This is a genomic window from Actinomadura madurae (assembly GCF_900115095.1).
Classification (GTDB): Bacteria; Actinomycetota; Actinomycetes; order Streptosporangiales; family Streptosporangiaceae; genus Spirillospora; species Spirillospora madurae.
On the sequence record NZ_FOVH01000004.1, the window covers coordinates 344,314 to 361,330 of the forward strand.

A 17,017-nucleotide genomic window follows, 5' to 3' on the forward strand; every position below is an offset into this window, starting at 1 on the left:
ACCCGTGGCCCACCGCCCCCACCATCAGAGTCGTCTATCGAGATCGGCGAGCTCTTGTTCGAGTTCGCGTTGACGTTCACCCAGTTCGGCCAGCTCATCTTTGATCTCGCGGGAGCGGAGGAGTCGCTGGAGCGGCGTCCCGTCGTCGAATAGGGTGAAGACGGTGACAGATTGCTCGGTGACGTCAATGCGCTTCGTCAGCAGGGCACGGGCAAGCTCGGAGAACGTCCAGCGGGGAGTGTATGCGGCATAGCCCGCCGCATATCGTGTGAGGTCCGCTATGGCCAGACAGCCCTGATCGCGAATCCTGGAGACCAGGTCGAGTCCTTCCGCCAGCTGCGACCTGGTCTTGACGAGCTCGTCGACCGACTTCGCCGCTCCGACGCAGGCATCGAAGATCGCCATCTTCCTGGCGAGGTCGTCGGCGTAGGCTGCGACTGCGCCTTGATCGAACTCCAGTTCCTTGGCGGTGGCCCAAGGCGGATGCTCACGAAGCCTTCGATGCAAGATCGAATCGATCCGCTCGTCCACGAGGCTCTTCTCGTGGTGCCGGTACTTACCGTCCTCGTGCCGGTTATCGCACGAATACGCCGCTTCGATCCGTGGCTCACTTCCAGGGATACCCGGCCACGAACTCAGGGGATCGCCGCATTCACCGCACCGAATGTCCGGTGCCAGGCGCAGCCGAGGAGGATATGCCCGATCGAAGTCCTCCATGGCCGAAACGGTGGTTCGGTAGTCGTCGGCCCGAGTGGCGTACGTCAAGACCCAGGCGTCGTCTGCTCCAGCGAGCACCGGCGCGACCAGTCCGAGCGCGACCAGCTCCTTCCCCCCACGGTGAACCCAAGCGGCCAGCCGCCTTCCGCCATTGCGCAGGTGGACGAAACCATGTTCCGAATCGGACGGACAGACGTAGGAGACCTCAAGAGATCGCGGATCGAAGCTGACGGTCGCCTTGGCACCGCAGTCGTCGCAGGCGACGATCGCGGCGCGGTGTTCCGCCGGATACCGGACGGCGAACCTCCTTTCCTCTTCGATCTCCCGGGTCCAGCCGCGCACGATGTATCCAGCACGCTTGTCGATCAAGTCGGCCCGGCGTATGCGATCCCGTTCCTCCCGCTTGGCCCGCTCCTCTTCAACTACCTGCTGAAGGCGTCTCTCCAGGAGCGGAATGAGTGCCGCAAGCTGCTCGGTCTGGCCCGCGGAGAGCTCTTCGACGACCGCCCCACCACACGTACGACAGGGTCGGAACTCGCCGCCGGCGCGAAGCTCACTGACGGTTGTGACCTCCTCGGGCGCGGTGTTCTTGCCGACCTGTCGACATCGAGGTGCGTGGGTGACGCCGGTCCTGCTGGTCCGGACCCTGATGGTCAGCTGTGCCAGGTCGGCGCCGATCTCGTCCAGGGTCAACAGCTTTGACGACAGCACTTCCATCGGGAGCGGCTTCACCATTGGAACTGGTCACCTCCGCATGATGCGGCCGTAGGGCACGACAGGCCGGCAGGTTCCAAGCGTACGGACAAATCGCGGACCTGGGCAGCACAGCGCGGAGAACCGGCGGCACATCGTGCGTCAAGCCGGCTCGACTGCCACCAGATCCACTCAGCGCTCAAATGATCAAGACCATTCCGATGCGACGGGTCAGTGCGAGTATCAGCGGTATGGAGCGAGCATCGTTCAATCCCGCAGCGGACCGCGGGGCGACTATCGACGATCTTCGCTGGAGACGGGGCTGGGAGATATGCCGCATGGTTGTGACCTGGTGAGCGATCTTCAGGAACCTGCCTGGTGAGACCGGGGTTCTCGTGATCGACACAATTGGAAACAGGAACCCCCTTCCCTTGGTCAACGAAGTGATGGCAATCTCAGCGCAACGGGAGGGATGACATGCACTCACATTTCTTCGCGCCGCGGGGAACTCCGGGGAGGCCACGCTCGCAGCGACGAACGGTGCTGAGGGGGCGCCACCGGTAATGGCAGAACAATCAATCGAGTTCGGGCAGGAACTGCGACGACTGCGCGAGGCGGCGGGGGTGTCTCAAGCAGAACTCGCAGTGGCGGTCCAGTGCAGCCGGAGCTGGATCAGCAAGTTGAGACCGGGCAGCGTAGCGTCAGTCCGGCTGCCGCCCGCAGGTGCGACGACGCGCTGAAGGCCGGCGGTGCCCTAATGGCCCTCGGCCCAGATGGTTCCAGTCGGACCCGGAGAGGAGGGATGCCAAACCTGGTAGGGCTGCCGCCGTCTACTCGACGCTTCGTCGGGCGCACTTGGGAGTTGGAGTGGGATGGCCGGGGTCGGGAAGACCGCCATCGCAATCCATGGCTCGTGGGAAGCGGCCCCGAGTTCCCTGACGGGCTTCTATTCATCGACTTTGGGGGGCACACCTCTGGCGCATCCCGGCTCACCGCACACGAGGCTCTCGGCAGCCTGCTCGGGCTACTGAAGGTACCGAGCGAGGAGATTCCGGCGGACACCACCGGGCGCGCCAACCTCTACCAGAGCCAAATGCGGGGGAAGAGCGTCCTGCTCATTCTCGACAACGTCAGAAGCTCCGACCAGATCCGGGCTCTTCTACCTGCAGAACCGAAGTGCAGAGCGATCGTCACGAGTCGCGAGCGGCTGAACGGGCTGGACGAAGCCGTACGCATTCCGGTGGGCGTCCTGCCCGCTGCGGAAGCAGCGCAGCTCTTCCTGTCGTGCGTTAGCGAACATGCCGAGGGTCCCGAGACTGGGACGATTGCTCGCATAGTCGAGTTCTGCGGGCACCTCCCCCTGGCCATTCGCATCGCGGCCGCGCACCTCCGGAGCATCCCGGGCTGCACATTGGAGGACTTCATACACCTCTTCACCGCCGCCCGATCACGCCTCGACGTGATCAACGATGGGGATACTCATCCCATTTGGCGCGAACTCGATCCGCCGGTCGCCTTGATCGGCACGGATCAGTTCGATCCTGACCGCGCTCCTTTCACTCATGGAGGACCTCCTTCCGTGCTCTTGTGGACGCGGGCTAGAGTAGCGGCTCAGAGATGACCAAGCGGCCAGTAGCTGGAATTTTCAAGTTTTCACCAGCTTTCCAAAACCACGACAGGCTAGTCATGCAGAGATCGACACCGAGGCCAACATGGCGACCATTTCGCGCCCTTTACAGGGAGCGAGTTTGACTGAGGCCGTCCCGTCGATCCTGTGGTCCAAAAATAGTCAAGACACACAGAGCGCACCCGGAGGCTAGCGTGATCGGGTCCCTGTCTACGGGCGATCCGGTAGACGACCGGGACCAGTTCTGTTCGCCTGGAGTTCACATGAGACTGACTCGCCGTGTATGCAGACGCCAACTCTGACACCCCGGCAAGCTGGCTCCATTGACCGAAGTCACGGCACCTTTCGGATCGTGATGGTAAAGCCGTCTCCGTCCAAGGCCCTACCGCCAGCACCAACCCCGTCCTGGGCTGACCCGATCAGCGCGCAACTCGGCCATGCGGCGATGAGCCGGCCGACCACCGATGGTTCGGCGACGGCGACATTGGCGGCCAGGCTGGCGGCATTGCCCAACACCAGCAACGTCCACGGCAACACGCCACTGCGGCGACCCTGCCGGGAGTCGACCAGAAGCGACATCGAGCCCACCGCGATCATCCCGTCCACACTCACCGGCAACAGCGCCGCCGTCCACGACGTTTCCCCGTACCGCAACACCAGCTGATACATGTGCTTGTAGCTGATCACCGCGACGATTCCGGCCAACACGATGACGCTGACCGTGGAGGCCCACCGGATCACCCGATCTGCAAAGGAAGGCCCGCATACGGGAGCGTCGGCGGCACGTTCAGCGGGTCTGAACCGCCCCGGGCAATGCCATGAATCCGGAGCACTCCGGCCGGGCGCGCGATCGGACCGGTGTGCCTGTGCGCCGAGGAACGCGGCATCGGGGGCGCCTTGAGAGTCATGGATGGCGTGCGGTCCGTTCGATGACGATGCGGGTGAGTTCGACGCGCGAGGCGATGCTGAGCTTGCGGAACGCCTGGCGGAGGTGGTGGGCGACCGTGTGGGGGCTGATGTACATGCGACCGGCGACCTGTTTGTTGTTCAGCCCCTGAGCGACGAGTTCGGCGACGGTCTGCTCCGTGCGGGTGAGGCTGTTCCACCCGGTGACCGCCTTGCCGGGGAGGGACGTCCAGTGGCGGTGGCGGATGCCGAGTTCGCGCAGCCGGCGCCGGACGCGGGCCTGATCGCGGTCGGCGCCGACCTGCCGGTACCCGTCGAGCGCCTCTTTCAAGCGGTGGATCGCCCGGTCCTGGTCGCGTTGATCGCCGTGTAGGACGCCGAGGTCTTCTGCCGCGGAGGCTGTGTCCCATGCGCTGGAGTGTTGCGCGGTGGCCTGGGCCAAGCAGGCCGGGTCGCGGTGGGCGACGCCTCGGCCGTGCGCCGCTGCGGCCGTGAGAGCCGGGTGATCGGGGTGGGCGTCCGCGAGGCGCTGCGCGGCGTCGGCGGTGGCCGCGGCCAGCCCGTGGTCGCCTGCGGCCAGTGCGGTGCGCGCCAGCCAGGCCGCGGCCGTCGGGTCACCGAGCAGGAGTCCGGGCCGCGCGTGGAGGTCGACGCGGAGCCGGCGAAGGTGCCCGAGGGCGGCGGCGGGGCCGTCGACCGCCTCGGTGAGTTGCGCCTCGGCCAGGAGGCTCTCGGCGCGTGCGTAGATGTCGGCGAACTGGGGGCCCGCGGCGGGACGAGCGGCCAAGTGCCGGGTCGCTGCCGCGATGTCGCCGCGGCGGAGTTCGATCATGGCCAGCACGCAGTGCGCGGTCGCGGCGTAGCCGTGCGCGCCCAGGGTTTCGGCGGCGGCCACAGCCGCGCCGGCCTCGGTGGCGGCATCGGCGAGCCGTCCGGCGGCACGATGGACACGGCCGCGCAGCAGGGACACCACGGCGCCCGCCGGCAGATTCCTCAGCGCCGGGACATCCGCAGCGCACAGGATCTTCTCCGCCTCACCGAGCCGACGCAGATCGATCAGGGCGGCGGCGAGGGCGAGCAACGGCTGGACGTGGCGCGCGTCGCAGGAACTCCCCGTCTCATGGCGCACCGCTTGCCGCAGCACCTCAAGGCCCTCGCCGACACGGCCGTCGTCACATTCGACGACCGCTCGGGCGACCAGGGCCGCCGTTGCGGTGTGACCGTCGTGCCGGCCGGGAAGGGCCAGCACGGCGTCGGCCGCCGGGCATGTGAGCTCGTCGCGCAGTCCGGTGAGAGCCTGGAGGTGCGCGGTCAGGGCCTGGTCTCGCAGGCTTGCCGCCAGCCCGGGCCGGGCCAGTACCGTCTCGGCTTGGCCGGCGGCCTCCTTGGGCCGGCCCATGGCGCACAGGAGCGAGGACAGCGCGCACCGCAGCCGATCCTCCGTCTCCGGCGGCAGCGGCCGGGCGAGCAGGCCGCGGACGATCCGGTCGGCCCGCTCCAGCCGGCCGGCCGCGGTCAGTGCCTCCGCGGCGGCGACCGTGCGGGGCAGTGCGGCCGGATCGCCGGGGAGCGTCAGCTCCAGCGCGCGCACGGTGAGGTCCGCAGCCACCCGCGGCGCGGAGCCCCGGACCTGTACCGCCGCCTCGTCCAGGCCGGCCAGTGCAGCACGGTCGGCCGGACGCGCCCCCTGCAGGAGGTGACCGGCGGCTCCCTCCGCTGATCGGCCGTCGGCCAGCAGAATCCGGCCGTACTGAAGATGCAGGGCCGTGCGGGCCGGTTGCGGGGTCATCTCACCGAGGGCGCGGCAGAGCAGTTCGTGCCGGAAGGTGAACGCGTCCTCGGTGGCGGTCGTGATCGCGGCGTCCATCGTCTCCTCGATCGCGGGCAGCAGCGCCGCAGGAGTCCTGCCGAGCATCTCGGCCGCGTCCGCGAGCCGGAACGCCGGCCCCAGCACCGCGGCCGTCACCAGCAGTTGCCGGGCGTCCTTGCCGAGGTCGTCGAGCCGCCGCTGGGCGAGCTCGTACACGCGCCTCGGCAGCCGGGACGAGGTGAGCGCGGCGCGCCCTCCGATGATCTGGACGCCCTCCTCGTCACGCAGACCCCCGATCAGCCCGGCGACGAGTGCGGGGTTGCCGGCGGCCCCACGGGCGAGGTCCGCCAGGGCACGGTCCGGCACGGCGCCGAACGCGTCGGCCAGCATGGCCTCCACCGCGTCCTGACCCAGCGCGCCCAGTGCGACCCGGACGGCGCCGTCCTTCTCCAGCAGTCCGAAGAGATGGTCGGCGATGCGCGGCGGTGCGCTGGACCGGGCCAGCAGCCACGCGATCGGGCGGTCGTCGAGATCTCCCGGCAGCGTCCGGAGCGCGGCCAGTGTGGCCGAACTCGCCCAATGCAGGTCATCAAGGCATACCAGGACTGGAGCGGTCGCGGCCCGCCGTTCGAGACAAGCCCGTATCGACGCGATCGACCGCTCGGTCACGTGCTGCGGGGCATGGCCGTCGTCGTCGGCGTTGAGCTCGGCGAACGACTCGTGCAGGGCCGCACGCAGCGCGAAGAGCTCGATCGCCTGGCCCACCTGGTCCGCTGCCGCCGCGGCCAGGGAGAATCCCTGCTCCGCCGCCTCGTCGATGGAATCGCGGAGGAGCAGGGACTTGCCGCTGCCCTGCTCCCCGTCCACCAGGACCACCCCGCCGGCTCCGCGACGGGCGCGCCGCAGCAGGTTGCCGACGATCTCCTGCTCCGCGGCACGCCCGTACACGGCCTCCCGGACGGCTGAACTCTCGTTGATGCTCGCCATGCCGCCAGGGTGCTCGGCCGCCGCCGCCCGGTGCATCACCCGGATAAGCGATCTGTCACCCGTGCGGCCAGGGCGCTTCACCGGCGTCCATGGTCAGTACAGTCGGCCGTGGCGATGGAACGGGACACTGCGGCTGCGACATCGCACTGGGCTCGAATGGAGGACGAGAGTTGGACGTGAGCGCCATCGGCCCGTTCGTGCCCGTACCTCCCCTGCGGGGACGGGAGGCCGAGATCGATGCGCTGCGCGACCGGCTCGACGCGGTGCGCGCCGGGCGCGGCGGTACGGTCCTCATCACCGGACTGGCCGGCATGGGCAAGACCGTGCTGATGGAAGCGGCCAAGCACATGGCCCGCGAACGAGGCATCAGCGTCTTCCACGGCGTCTGCGACGTCGCCGGGCAGGTGATTCCGCTCGCCCCGCTGCTTCAAGCCCTGGTGTACGCGCCCGGCGCGCCGGTGGATCCGCCGTGCTCCGCGACCTTTCCCAGTCCCTCGACCAGCGATTCTGGTTGCTCCGTGAGCTGCAGGAGGCACTGGAGCGCGCCGCGCTCCGCATACCCGTGCTGATCTCGGTCGATGACGTGCAGTGGGCCGACGAGGCCACTCTCGCGGCGCTCGGCACGCTCACGCGGCAGCTCGCGACGCACCGGATCCTCTGGCTGCTGTCGACCCGGTCCGGGGAGGGGGCCGAACCGGCGCGCACGGCCCTGTCCCGGCTGGAGGCCGCCGGCGCGCTCAAGGTCACGCTGGGTCCCCTGAGCGACACCGCGGTCGCCGATGTCACGGCGGACCTGCTCAGCGGTGCGCCCGACGTCGCGCTGCTGCGGGTCATCGCGCGCGTCCAGGGCCACCCGTTCCTGTTGACCGAGCTGCTGCGCGGCATGCGCGAGGAGAAACTGGTGGAGGTGTCCGGCGGAGCCGCCCGCCTCACCGGCACCCGGATACCGCTGCGGTTCGTCGACTCGATCGAGGACCATCTGGCACGGCTGTCCGAGAGTGCCCGCGCCGCCCTCCAGATGGCGTCCGTGCTCGGCCGCCGGTTCTCGGCGGCGGAACTCGCCACCCTCACCGGCGGCTCGCCCGCCGAGGTCTTCGGCGCATTGCGGGAGGCGATGGCGGCCGGGCTGATCGCCGAGGACGGCGACCGGGTCGCCTTCCGGCACGATCTGGTCCGCGAGGCGGTCGAGGCGGCCCTGCCCGCGACCGTCCGGCAGAGCCTGCGGCGCCAGGCCGTCGAGGTGATGCTGCGGCACGGCGCGCCACCGCCGGACGTCGCGGAGCTCGTCATGAAGGTGGCCGCGCCCGGCGACTCCGATGCGATCACGATCCTGCGGCGGGCCGCCACCGAGACCGGGCAGGTGTCCCCGGCCATGGCGAGCGTGCTCAGCCGGCGTGCGCTGGACCTGACGCCACCCCGTGATCCCGGCCGCGGCCCGCTGACCACCGAGACTCTCGGCTACCTCACGCTCGCCGGCAAGGCCGCCGAAGCGGTACGGCTGGTCGCGGCGGGCGCGGGCGACATCGCCGATCCGGAGGCCGAAGCCGAGGCGAGGCTCAGGCTCGCCCTCCTGCTGTCCCAGTACGCGCTCGCCGACAGCGCCGAGCAATGCCGCCGGGCACTGGAGTTGCCCGCCCTGTCCGCGGCGCTGCGGATCCAGCTGGAGATCAGCCTCGCGCTGGCGCTCGACCTGCTCGGGGACGTCGCCGGGGCGGAGCGGGCCACCGGGTCCGCCGCCGACCGCGCGCGGGCGAGCGGCGATCCGGCCGACGAGATGCTCACCCTGTTCGCGCGGGCTTCGCTGACGCTCGCCCGGGGCGCCTGGCGGCGCTCCCTCGGCCTCCTCGGCACAGCGACCGCCCTCCAGCGCGAGGCGGAGAGCGCCGAGGCGGCGCGGGTATGGCGCCTGGACGCCTGGATCGCGATCATGTACCTCCGGCTGGCCCGCGTCGACGAGGCAGTCGCGATCGTCGATGCCGGGATTCGGGACGCCCAGCGAGAAGGCGTGGCGGTGCACATCCGCAACTGGTCGGTGATCCGGTGCCGTGCGATGTACGCCGCCGGCCGGCTCGCCGACGCCCGTTCCGACGCCGAGGCGACCATCGAGATGTCCGACGAGATCACAGCGGACGAGAAGTACGGCCAAGCCGACCATCTCTGCTTCTACATCGCGGGCCGGGTGGCGCTGCACACCGGTGATCCGGATGAGCTCGCCCAGGCCCGCCGGTCGGCGGAGCGGCTTCTCGGCACGCGCGAGTCCCCGTCCGCGCAAGCGCTGGGCGGCTGGCTCAAGGCGCTGGTGGCCGACGCCGATGCGGACCCGTCGCAGGTGGCCGGGATCGACGTGCGGCTTCTCGACCCGCTGGCCCGCGGAGCACTGGCCAGCAGCAGCCCGCGGATGCACGCCGACTCGGCCATCGTCACCCGCGTCCTGCTGGACGCGGGCAGGCGCGGCGACGCCGAGTCGGTGGTCGCCAACCTGGAGGAGTTCGCCGCACGGAACGCGGATTTCCCTTTCCTGGAGTGCGCCGCCCTGCACGCCCGTGCGGTGCTCGACGCCGACCCGGACACGGCGCTTCTGGCCGTCGCGCGCAGCGACGGCGATCCGCGGCCACTGGTGCGCGCGTCCGTGCTCGAAGACGCCGGGAGGCTGCTTCCGGACACTCGGGCGGACGAGGCGGTGCCGCTCCTTGAGTCGGCGCTCGCGTCCTACACCAGGGCCGGGGCCGAGCGGGACGCCGCCCGGGTGCGCAGCCTGCTGCGCGCCCGCGGGGTGCGTCCCGCCGCGTCCGGCCCCCGTTCTGCTCCCGAGTGGCCGGAGCTGACCGAGTCGGAGTTCGCGGTGGTGAGCCTGGTGGCGCGGGGCGCGACCAACCGCGAGGTCGCCGAGCGCCTCTACCTGTCGGCGTACACGGTGAACACGCATCTGCGGCACGTGTTCACCAAGCTCGGCATCCACTCCCGGGTCGAACTCGCCCGCATCGCCGCCGAACGCGGGATGCCCGCCAAGCAGGGCTGACCAGGCACCGGAGGCGTACCACCTGGAGGAGAGGCGCTACCTGGCAGGCCGCTGCGGCTGGACGGTGAACCCCAGCCTTCCGAGCACCCTGACCGCGCCGCTCTTGCCTCCCTCGAAGTCGCCGGAGCCGAGGCGGTGACCGGTGGCCAGTTCGTAGGCCGTGCCCAGGATCGCCTTGGGCGGGTAGTACCGGTCCTCCCAGACCAGCTCGTAGGTCGTGGCGTAGCCGAATCCGTGCTCGGCGAAGAACGACTCCGGACCGAGCCGGTCGTACTCCTGGATCGCGCGCACCACGTCGTCCCGCTTCACCTGCTCCCACTTGATCATTGATCCTCAGCTCCCCTCGACCTGCCGCCCGTCCGGGCCGATGCAGGGCCGAGCGTAGGAGGCGCGCCTCAAATTCCGTATCGTCAATCCGCGCGGTCTTCTTCACGGCCTCCGCTTGAGGAACCGGCGTCGTCGCTCACCACATGGATCGCGGCCTCCTCCGCGGACGCGCCACCGCCGTCGACCCCCGCGTCGCGAGCGACGAGTTCGTCGCGGACGACAAGGTATGCGTCGCCCTCCTCGTAGAGGTCCGTGTACGCGGGCACCAGGCGGCCCGCCCGGGGATCGGAGACGTCTTCACCCATGTAGCGCGATGTCTCCGCCTCGGTCACGTTCTCGTCCCAGGCGAACTCACCCGCCTCATCGTCATCGAGATCTGCGGTGACATCGGGCTCCTCCGCGGCCGAAAGCCGATCAAGCGAGCCCGCTTCCTGTTCGGAGGCCGTCGTGCCGTATGCGATCGCGACGGACCAGCGCTGCGGCGGCACCACTCCCCGATCCAGAGGATCGTCCCCCGGCGGCCCATCCAGAGTGTCGGCGGAATCGAGAACCTCGTAGTCCTCCAGGTCCTCGGATTCGTGACGCCCCCTTTTCGGCATCTGCCCCCTCCTTTGATGTCGTTCGTGCAGCACCGCTTCAAGCCCTTCGCCGGTTCGCTGAGCGACGGTCACCGCCGGCCGGCGGTGGCCGTGACCGCCTCCGACTGGCCGTCCGGGTGCACCGGTGCTTTCCGGTGCACCCGGTCGGTGCCTGGGCGCGGGACGCCTCGGAGGCCCCGCCCAGAATCCGGTGAGGCCCTGCGGGCTCTGGTACGGGGTGGTCACGCTGGTGACCTCGTCGAGGGCTCCGTCCGGACGGACCGCGTAGCCGATGAGTTTCGAAGCGTTCGGGTAGAGCTGGTAGAGATACGCCCCGGTCGGGCACAGCCAGTTGTCGCCCGGCCCGCTGCTGACCGTCCCGTTCAGCGCGCGGAACGTTCCGTCGCCGGGCACCTTCGGGCAGGCGGGGTCCTTGGCGACCGTGAGGGTGTTTCCGTCGATGCGGAAACTCGTGACATAGCCGTACCCGAAGTTCGTGGCGAACGCCCATCGGTCATCGGGCGAAATGGCGAGCCAGCACAGTTCCGAGGGCTTGCCGCCGGTCGTGTCGATCGGCGTGATCGGACCGGTGCTGACGCTGCCGTCCTCGCCGATCCTCGCCATCGCCAGGCCGTCACCGACGGCGTATCCGATGAGGAAGTGGTCGGGTCGCTGATGCAGGAACTGCGGGTTCCACGGCGAACCGCCGCCGCCGTCCTGGAAGCTCGGCTCGCCCAGCGCGCCGTAGGCGCCGACCGGGAACACGATCAGGCCGTCCGGGTCGGGCGCATTCGAGGCGATCGAGTGAGGCGCGCCGTTCTTGTCGACCCACAGGATCGGAGAGCCGTCCGGGTTCGCCTGGGGGCGCTGGTCGAATGTCGTGCCGACCACGAGGAACTTCTCGTCCGGGGTCAGCGTGGCCATCGTCGCCACCCGGTCGGTCTTGTCCATCGTGTTGACCGTGTACCGCTCCGGGCGGGAGGTGAGCATGCCGGCCTCGTCGACCGACATCAGCCGCAGGTGGTCGGGCCCGAGCGCGTGCACGACGAAGAGGGTGCCGTGTGACGGGGAGTACGCGAGCGCTTTGGCGCTGCCACTGCGCCCATCGACGACGTTTCCGGTCCGGGTCGCGTCCAGCAGCGTCAGTTTCCCGTCCGCGCTGACGGCGAAGCTGGAGACCGAGTTGTCGCCGCCGTTGGTAGTGAACAGGAATCGATGGTCCGGCGTGAGGATCACGCTGTTCGCGCCCTCGAAGGCGTTGGGGGGCGCTCTCCTGGCCACTGACCGGCTTGTAGGTTCCGGAACCGGCACCGCCCGTGGAAACCCGCTCCACTTCCGTGAGTTTCCCGTCCGGGGCCCGGTAGTAGTGGACGATGCAGTTGCGGGTCTCGTTCGTCTGCATGTAGAGATGCCCGCCGTGCCCTGCCATCGGCTGCATCGGCGTGGACATTGACTGCTTCTCAGCCATAACACTCTCCTGCTTCGCCATTCCAGCGAGGTCATCCGATGAGCTTCAGCTTTGCTGGCCGTCAGCCTCGCCACATCGTCAGGCTTGATATTTCGGTGGCGGCGCAGCAGGCAGATCGCTCATTGACGCGTTGAGGAAGCCGGACGGCCCGCCTGGGGTCGTTCCCAGACGGGCCGTGGCCTGGCTTCACCGCACGCGGGTGCCGGTGGACGGTCAGGCTTCGGACAAACCCAGCTGCGCACGCAGACGTTCACGCTCGGCCTCGAGTGTCTCGATCATGCCGCCGATCTCCTCGCGGGCGTTGAGGTCTTGGGCGGAGTCGATGTAGTCGTGGGCATCGCCGGGCGGCGGGATGAGGTCCTGTCGCAGCCGGTCGAGGTCCGCTTCGATGTCGCGGAGCCTTTCCCGCTTGTGCTCGTCGGTCATGCTCATTCTTTCTCCTGCTTCGAGAGGGCCGGATGTGCGCGTTCCGCGCCCCACCGGCCGGATGGGCGACAGCAGCGGTGTCTCGGCGACGACCTGCAACAAGATGGCGTACAACCACATTTCAAGCGGCTCAAGCGGCCTGCGTTGACCGAACGAATAGAACGCCTGAGAGTAGGTCTCCAGCACGATCTCTTCTGCCTCGGCCCGCTCGCCTGTCATGTGCAATGCGATGGAGTAGATCTCGTCGAGATGCGGCAGCGCGGCCTGTACGAAGCGTCGGCCGTATTCTTCCCAGTACCCGCCGCCGCAGTGGACCCTGTACCGAGGCACGATAAAGCTCCTCCGGCTCGCGAACCCTGCTTTGCGCTCTCCGACTCCAGCATCGCCACCACGGTGTGGCGGCCGCATCGTCAACCCGGCCAGCTTTGCGAGCCGGTCGCACCGACCCCCTTTCCTCCTCCACTCCTAAGGGCGGCTTCTCCGGGATGCCGGTGCGGCGGCGTACCGGCGGAGGTCGGCCAGTTGCAACGCGCCCTGGTGGCTGAGGAGGAGGTCGTGCATGTGCCAGTAGCGTCCTCGGCGGCCGGCCGCCTCGTGTTCCAGATCGCTTCGCGACGCGGGGCGCGCGTAGGTCAGCAAGCCCATGGCCAGCCCGATGACGACGGGGTCCACGCCCGACTTCAGCAGGGCGAGCCAGGCCGCCACGGCCGCCGGCGCGTAGAGGAGCGCGCCGCCTGCGCCGAGCGCTCGGGCGAAGAGGACTGCGGCGACGGCCACGGCCGCCATCAGCGGCGCCATGGACACCTGCCCGCTGTAGGCGATGGCGATGACGCCGAGCGCGAGCAGGTCCGTTCGGTCTGTCCGCTGGGCGGACGGGGCGAAGCGGTCATGGAGGCTCAGCCGGTGGCTGGAGTGCGGTCGCCCGCCGCATCGGCTCGCGTGTCGTCCGGACGGTCCAGGGCGGCGATGCCCTGGAGGTCGAGGCAGTAGATCCCGCGGACGCGGGTGACGACCATCAGCAGCCCGGTGCAGGTGCGGCAGCGTACGACGTGGCCGGGCAGGTGCGGGTAGACCACGGCGCCGGCGAGCGCGGCGGCGGAACCGCACGTCCCGCAGACGGCCGTCGCCGACGTCATCTCCTCCCCGAAAATGTCCTGCAAGAGTCCGGCGATGGCGTTCCCGTCGAGCGTCTGCATCAGTTCCCTCCGAACCGTTCGGTCTTGATCCGTCCGGGCGGGTAGCCCAGTTCGACGAGCCCCGCGGCCACGGTTTCGACGAAGCCGGTCGGGCCGCAGACGAAGGCGATCGGCTTCTGGTGGACGTGCCAGGCCACCTCCGCCAGCAGCTCGACGTCCACGCGCCGCGTGTACCCCGTCCAGCCGGGCGGGCGCGCCCGGGTCAGCGTGTAGCTGACGGCGATGCCCTCGGTGCAGGAGTCGAGTTCGGCGCGGTAGATCACGTCCGGCAGCGTGCGCGCCGAGTAGAGCAGGCACACCGGGACGCGGCTGCCGCAGCGTCGCCGCTCGCGGATGATGGCCCGGAGCGGGGCGATGCCCGAGCCGCCCGCGACGAGGAGCAGCGGCCCCTCGTCGGCGGCCTCCCAGACGAAGTAGCCGCCCACCGGGCCGCGCAGTTCCAGCCTGTCGCCGACCCGGACCTCGTCGGTGAGGTACGGGGAGACCTCTCCGTGCTCCAGCCGTTCGACGGTGATGGCCAGCGGTTCGCCGGGCGCCGAGGCGATGGAGTACTGCCGTTCCGCGACGTAGCCGTCCGCGGCCGTCAGCCGGACGTCCGAGTGCTGGCCGGCGCGGTGTCCGGGCCAGCCCGGCACCGCCAGCTCCAGGGTGCGGACCGTCGGAGTCTCCCAGGTGGCGGCCTTGACGGTCGCGGTATGCCAGGTCAGTCGCCGTGGTAGCGCTGTTCCTTCCACGGGTCTCCGTACATGTGGTAGCCGTAGGTTTCCCAGAAGCCGGGCTCGTCGTGATCGAGCAGGTCCACGCCGCGGATCCATTTCGCGCTCTTCCAGAAGTAGAGGTGCGGGACGAGCAGCCGGGCCGGACCGCCGTGTTCGGGGTCCAGCGGCCGGCCGTCGTACTCGTAGACCACCCAGGCCCGGCCGCCGGTCACGTCCGCCACCGGCAGATCGGTGGTGTAGCCGCCGTCGCAGAACGCCAGCAGGTACGGGGCGTCCTGGCCGGTTCCGTCCAGGAGCGTGTCCATCGAGACTCCGCGCCAGCGCGTGTCGAGCTTGGACCACCGGGTCACGCAGTGGATGTCGGCGGTGAAGGTCTCGGCGGGCAGCGCCAGCATCTCGTCCCAGGTCCAGGACCTCAGATCCGCACCGTGGCGCCGGACGGAGAACGTCCACTCCGCCAGTGGAGTGCGCGGCGTCGGACCGGCCGAGAGCACGGGGAAGCCGGTGGTCTCGTGCTGTCCGGGCGGTATCCGGCCCTCTGTCCCGGCCGCGCCGCGGCGGCCGTGGAATCCGCGTGAGACGACACTCATCGGGCGCCCCTGCCGACCGACCGGTCGAGAAAGCCGAGGACCAGTTCGGCGACCTGGTCGTGAGCGCTTTCCAGCAGGAAGTGCCCGCCGTCGAGCAGGTGGATCTCAGCGTCGGGCACGTCTGCCGCGAAGGCCCTGGCGCCCTCCGGTCCGAAGATCTCGTCGCCCTTCCCCCAGACCGCCAGGACGGGAGGGCGGTGCTTTCTCAGGTAGTCGTGCAGAGCCGGGTACATCCGCGGGTTGGTGACGTAGTCGCGGAAGAGCGCGAGCTGGATCGCGTCGTTGCCGGGGCGAGACAGGAGCGCGAAGTCGTGGTGCCAGGCATCGGGGCTGACGAGGGTCTCGTCCGGGACGCCGGTGAGGTACTGCCACCGGGTCACCTCCAGGCTCAGCGCGGCCCGGATGGCGCCCTCGGTCTGCGGTGTCTGGGCGTTCTGGTAGTCCCACACGGTCTTCCAGAAGCTCTCGACGAATCCCGCCTCGTAGCCGTTGCCGTTCTGCGTGATGATCGCCGTGATGGCCCGCGGGTCGGCCAGCGCGAGCCGCCAGCCGATCGGGGCGCCGTAGTCGTGGACGTAGACGGCGTAGCGGGTGACCCCCAGTTCGCCGAGCAGGCCCGCGGTCAGCCGGTGGAGGGAGTCGAAGGTGTAGTCGAACTCGCCGGCGGGCGGGGCATCGGAGAGGCCGAAGCCGAGCAGGTCCGGCGCGATCACGTGGTAGCGCCGCGCCAGCGGCGGGATGAGATCGCGGAACATGAACGAACTGGTCGGAAAACCGTGCAGGAGCACGATGACGGGAGCGTCGGCCGGTCCTGCCTCGCGGTAGAACAGCCGGTGGCCCTGCACCGTCGTGTAGCGGTGATGAACGGACGCCATGATCGATTCCTCCGGTGGCGTTCCGGGAGTCCGCCGCCCCGGGAGGTGCCCCGGGGCGGCCGGTTCCCCTCGGGTCAGTTGCGTCCTGCCATGACGCCGCCGTCGACGTTCCAGACGGCGCCGGTGACCCAGTCGGTCGCCGGGGACAGCAGGAAGGTGATGGTGTTGGCCACGTCGCGGACGGTGCCGGTCCGGCCGATCGGGTGGAACGCGTCGAAGCCGTGCAGCGTCGCCTCCAGCTGGTCCTCCGGCACGAACTTCTCGTAGATCGGTGTCGCGACCACGGCCGGCGCCACGGTGTTCACCCGGATCTTGTGCGGCGCCAGTTCCAGCGCCAGGTTGCGGGTCAGGGCGTGCAGCCCGCCCTTGGCCAGGGAGTAGCCCGACGACGGTGTGGCCCCGACCGCCTGGTGCGCCCACATGCTGCCGATGTTCACGATCGACCCGCCCTGCCCGCTCTCGGCCATCCCCCGGGCCACCGTCTGGGTCAGGAAGAAGATCGCCCGGTTCAGCTCCTGGTAGACGTCGTAGTCGGTGCCGTCGTAGTCCAGGAACGGCTTGGGCAGGAACAGCCCCGCGGCGTTGACCAGCAGCGTCGCGTCGGCGTGCTCGGCCGCCAGAATCCGGCGGGTCTCCTCGGCCGCCATCGGCTCCGACAGGTCCGCCGCGATCCCGACCGCGCGGCCGTCCCCGCCCAGCTCCTTGACGGTGGCCTCCACCTTGGCGGGATTCCGCCCGATGATGACGGCGGTCCCCCCGGCTGCCACCACGTCCGCAGCGGTCTGGCGCCCCATGCCGCTGCTGCCCCCGACGACGATGAGCTTCCGCTCCGCGAAGACCGGCATGGACTCCATCCGGTCGAGCCAGTTCATGCTCATCCAGCACTCCCTTCGTTCCGGCGCCCGCGAACCCTGTGGCCGGCGCCCTCGTCGCAACCCACCGTCGCCCGGCGCACCGGCGCCCACATCGTCAAGGCGGCTATTCCTGGCGTTCGCGGGGGTGCCCCTCGGAATCGTCAAGACCGGGGATGCCGGTGCGTCCCGCGCCCGACTACCAAGTCAGGTGAGAAGTCCGAGCAC

The 17,017-nt window shown here is 69.7% G+C and carries 16 protein-coding genes; 4 read left to right on the forward strand and 12 right to left on the reverse strand.

Features of this window, described 5'->3' with window-relative positions; translation table 11 throughout:
• Positions 1-24: 24 nt before the first annotated feature.
• The gene (locus BM339_RS14370) at positions 25-1,452 is read right to left on the reverse strand and encodes a hypothetical protein (protein ID WP_075021137.1); all 1,428 of its coding nucleotides are present in this window, start codon (positions 1,450-1,452) and stop codon (positions 25-27) included.
• 521 nt (positions 1,453-1,973) lie between these two features.
• Here BM339_RS14370 and BM339_RS52610 point away from each other — a divergent pair.
• Positions 1,974-2,150, forward strand: a complete 177-nt coding sequence (locus BM339_RS52610) for a helix-turn-helix domain-containing protein (protein WP_083597624.1) — start codon at positions 1,974-1,976, stop codon at positions 2,148-2,150.
• A 173-nt stretch (positions 2,151-2,323) separates the two neighbouring features.
• Complete coding sequence (locus tag BM339_RS14380) at positions 2,324-3,031, forward strand: NB-ARC domain-containing protein (RefSeq protein WP_075021138.1); 708 nt, start codon at positions 2,324-2,326, stop codon at positions 3,029-3,031.
• 339 nt (positions 3,032-3,370) lie between these two features.
• Here BM339_RS14380 and BM339_RS14385 read toward each other — a convergent pair whose 3' ends face one another.
• Both BM339_RS14385 and BM339_RS14390 read right to left on the reverse strand, forming a co-directional pair.
• The gene (locus BM339_RS14385) at positions 3,371-3,778 is read right to left on the reverse strand and encodes a DUF2637 domain-containing protein (RefSeq protein WP_075021139.1); all 408 of its coding nucleotides are present in this window, start codon (positions 3,776-3,778) and stop codon (positions 3,371-3,373) included.
• A gap of 163 nt (positions 3,779-3,941) precedes the next feature.
• Positions 3,942-6,740 carry a helix-turn-helix transcriptional regulator gene (locus BM339_RS14390; protein WP_075021140.1) on the reverse strand — a complete coding sequence of 933 codons (2,799 nt, stop codon included), beginning with the start codon at positions 6,738-6,740 and terminating at the stop codon, positions 3,942-3,944.
• A gap of 176 nt (positions 6,741-6,916) precedes the next feature.
• Here BM339_RS14390 and BM339_RS47605 point away from each other — a divergent pair, with 176 nt between their 5' ends.
• Together BM339_RS47605 and BM339_RS14395 are read left to right on the forward strand one after the other, a co-directional pair.
• Positions 6,917-7,309 (forward strand): BREX system ATP-binding domain-containing protein, encoded by a 393-nt coding sequence (locus tag BM339_RS47605; RefSeq protein ID WP_177287694.1) that lies wholly within the window; start codon positions 6,917-6,919, stop codon positions 7,307-7,309.
• Positions 7,252-9,759 carry a helix-turn-helix transcriptional regulator gene (locus tag BM339_RS14395; RefSeq protein ID WP_143118411.1) on the forward strand — a complete coding sequence of 836 codons (2,508 nt, stop codon included), beginning with the start codon at positions 7,252-7,254 and terminating at the stop codon, positions 9,757-9,759. The genes BM339_RS47605 and BM339_RS14395 overlap by 58 nt, the downstream gene beginning before the upstream one ends.
• A gap of 36 nt (positions 9,760-9,795) precedes the next feature.
• On the opposite strand, the gene BM339_RS14400 is transcribed toward BM339_RS14395, so the two are convergent.
• The 9 genes from BM339_RS14400 to BM339_RS14440 all read right to left on the reverse strand — a co-directional run bounded on the left by BM339_RS14400 (position 9,796) and on the right by BM339_RS14440 (position 16,816).
• Complete coding sequence (locus tag BM339_RS14400; RefSeq protein ID WP_075021141.1) at positions 9,796-10,086, reverse strand: ScoMcrA-related endonuclease; 291 nt, start codon at positions 10,084-10,086, stop codon at positions 9,796-9,798.
• Positions 10,087-10,169: 83 nt separating this feature from the next.
• Entirely contained in the window at positions 10,170-11,945 is a 1,776-nt protein-coding gene (locus BM339_RS50650; protein WP_218163639.1) for a DUF5709 domain-containing protein, read from the reverse strand.
• A gap of 400 nt (positions 11,946-12,345) precedes the next feature.
• Positions 12,346-12,888 carry a hypothetical protein gene (locus BM339_RS14410; protein WP_075021142.1) on the reverse strand — a complete coding sequence of 181 codons (543 nt, stop codon included), beginning with the start codon at positions 12,886-12,888 and terminating at the stop codon, positions 12,346-12,348.
• Between the two features lie 135 nt (positions 12,889-13,023).
• On the reverse strand, positions 13,024-13,545 hold the full coding sequence (locus BM339_RS14415) for a Na+/H+ antiporter NhaA (protein ID WP_256255367.1): 522 nt from the start codon (positions 13,543-13,545) through the stop codon (positions 13,024-13,026).
• Positions 13,455-13,754 carry a DUF6510 family protein gene (locus BM339_RS51350; protein ID WP_075021144.1) on the reverse strand — a complete coding sequence of 100 codons (300 nt, stop codon included), beginning with the start codon at positions 13,752-13,754 and terminating at the stop codon, positions 13,455-13,457. Before BM339_RS51350 ends, BM339_RS14415 begins: the two co-directional genes overlap by 91 nt.
• Positions 13,754-14,488 (reverse strand): ferredoxin reductase, encoded by a 735-nt coding sequence (locus BM339_RS14425; RefSeq protein WP_075021145.1) that lies wholly within the window; start codon positions 14,486-14,488, stop codon positions 13,754-13,756. The genes BM339_RS51350 and BM339_RS14425 overlap by 1 nt, the downstream gene beginning before the upstream one ends.
• Positions 14,458-15,063, reverse strand: a complete 606-nt coding sequence (locus BM339_RS14430; RefSeq protein WP_021592559.1) for a sulfite oxidase-like oxidoreductase — start codon at positions 15,061-15,063, stop codon at positions 14,458-14,460. Before BM339_RS14430 ends, BM339_RS14425 begins: the two co-directional genes overlap by 31 nt.
• Positions 15,060-15,938: an alpha/beta fold hydrolase gene (locus tag BM339_RS14435; protein WP_075021146.1), complete on the reverse strand. Its 879-nt coding sequence runs from the start codon at positions 15,936-15,938 to the stop codon at positions 15,060-15,062. Before BM339_RS14435 ends, BM339_RS14430 begins: the two co-directional genes overlap by 4 nt.
• A 74-nt stretch (positions 15,939-16,012) precedes the next feature.
• The gene (locus tag BM339_RS14440; protein WP_218163640.1) at positions 16,013-16,816 is read right to left on the reverse strand and encodes an SDR family NAD(P)-dependent oxidoreductase; all 804 of its coding nucleotides are present in this window, start codon (positions 16,814-16,816) and stop codon (positions 16,013-16,015) included.
• Between the last annotated feature and the right edge of the window lie 201 nt (positions 16,817-17,017).

Coding starts and splice junctions, on each gene's coding strand:
- BM339_RS14440 (WP_218163640.1), bottom strand. CDS start 16,816: ATGAGCATGAACTGGCTCGACCGGATGGAGTCCATGCCGGTCTTCGCG.
- BM339_RS14435 (WP_075021146.1), bottom strand. CDS start 15,938: ATGGCGTCCGTTCATCACCGCTACACGACGGTGCAGGGCCACCGGCTG.
- BM339_RS14390 (WP_075021140.1), bottom strand. CDS start 6,740: ATGGCGAGCATCAACGAGAGTTCAGCCGTCCGGGAGGCCGTGTACGGG.
- BM339_RS14370 (WP_075021137.1), bottom strand. CDS start 1,452: ATGGTGAAGCCGCTCCCGATGGAAGTGCTGTCGTCAAAGCTGTTGACC.
- BM339_RS14400 (WP_075021141.1), bottom strand. CDS start 10,086: ATGATCAAGTGGGAGCAGGTGAAGCGGGACGACGTGGTGCGCGCGATC.
- BM339_RS14430 (WP_021592559.1), bottom strand. CDS start 15,063: ATGAGTGTCGTCTCACGCGGATTCCACGGCCGCCGCGGCGCGGCCGGG.
- BM339_RS51350 (WP_075021144.1), bottom strand. CDS start 13,754: ATGCAGACGCTCGACGGGAACGCCATCGCCGGACTCTTGCAGGACATT.
- BM339_RS52610 (WP_083597624.1), top strand. CDS start 1,974: ATGGCAGAACAATCAATCGAGTTCGGGCAGGAACTGCGACGACTGCGC.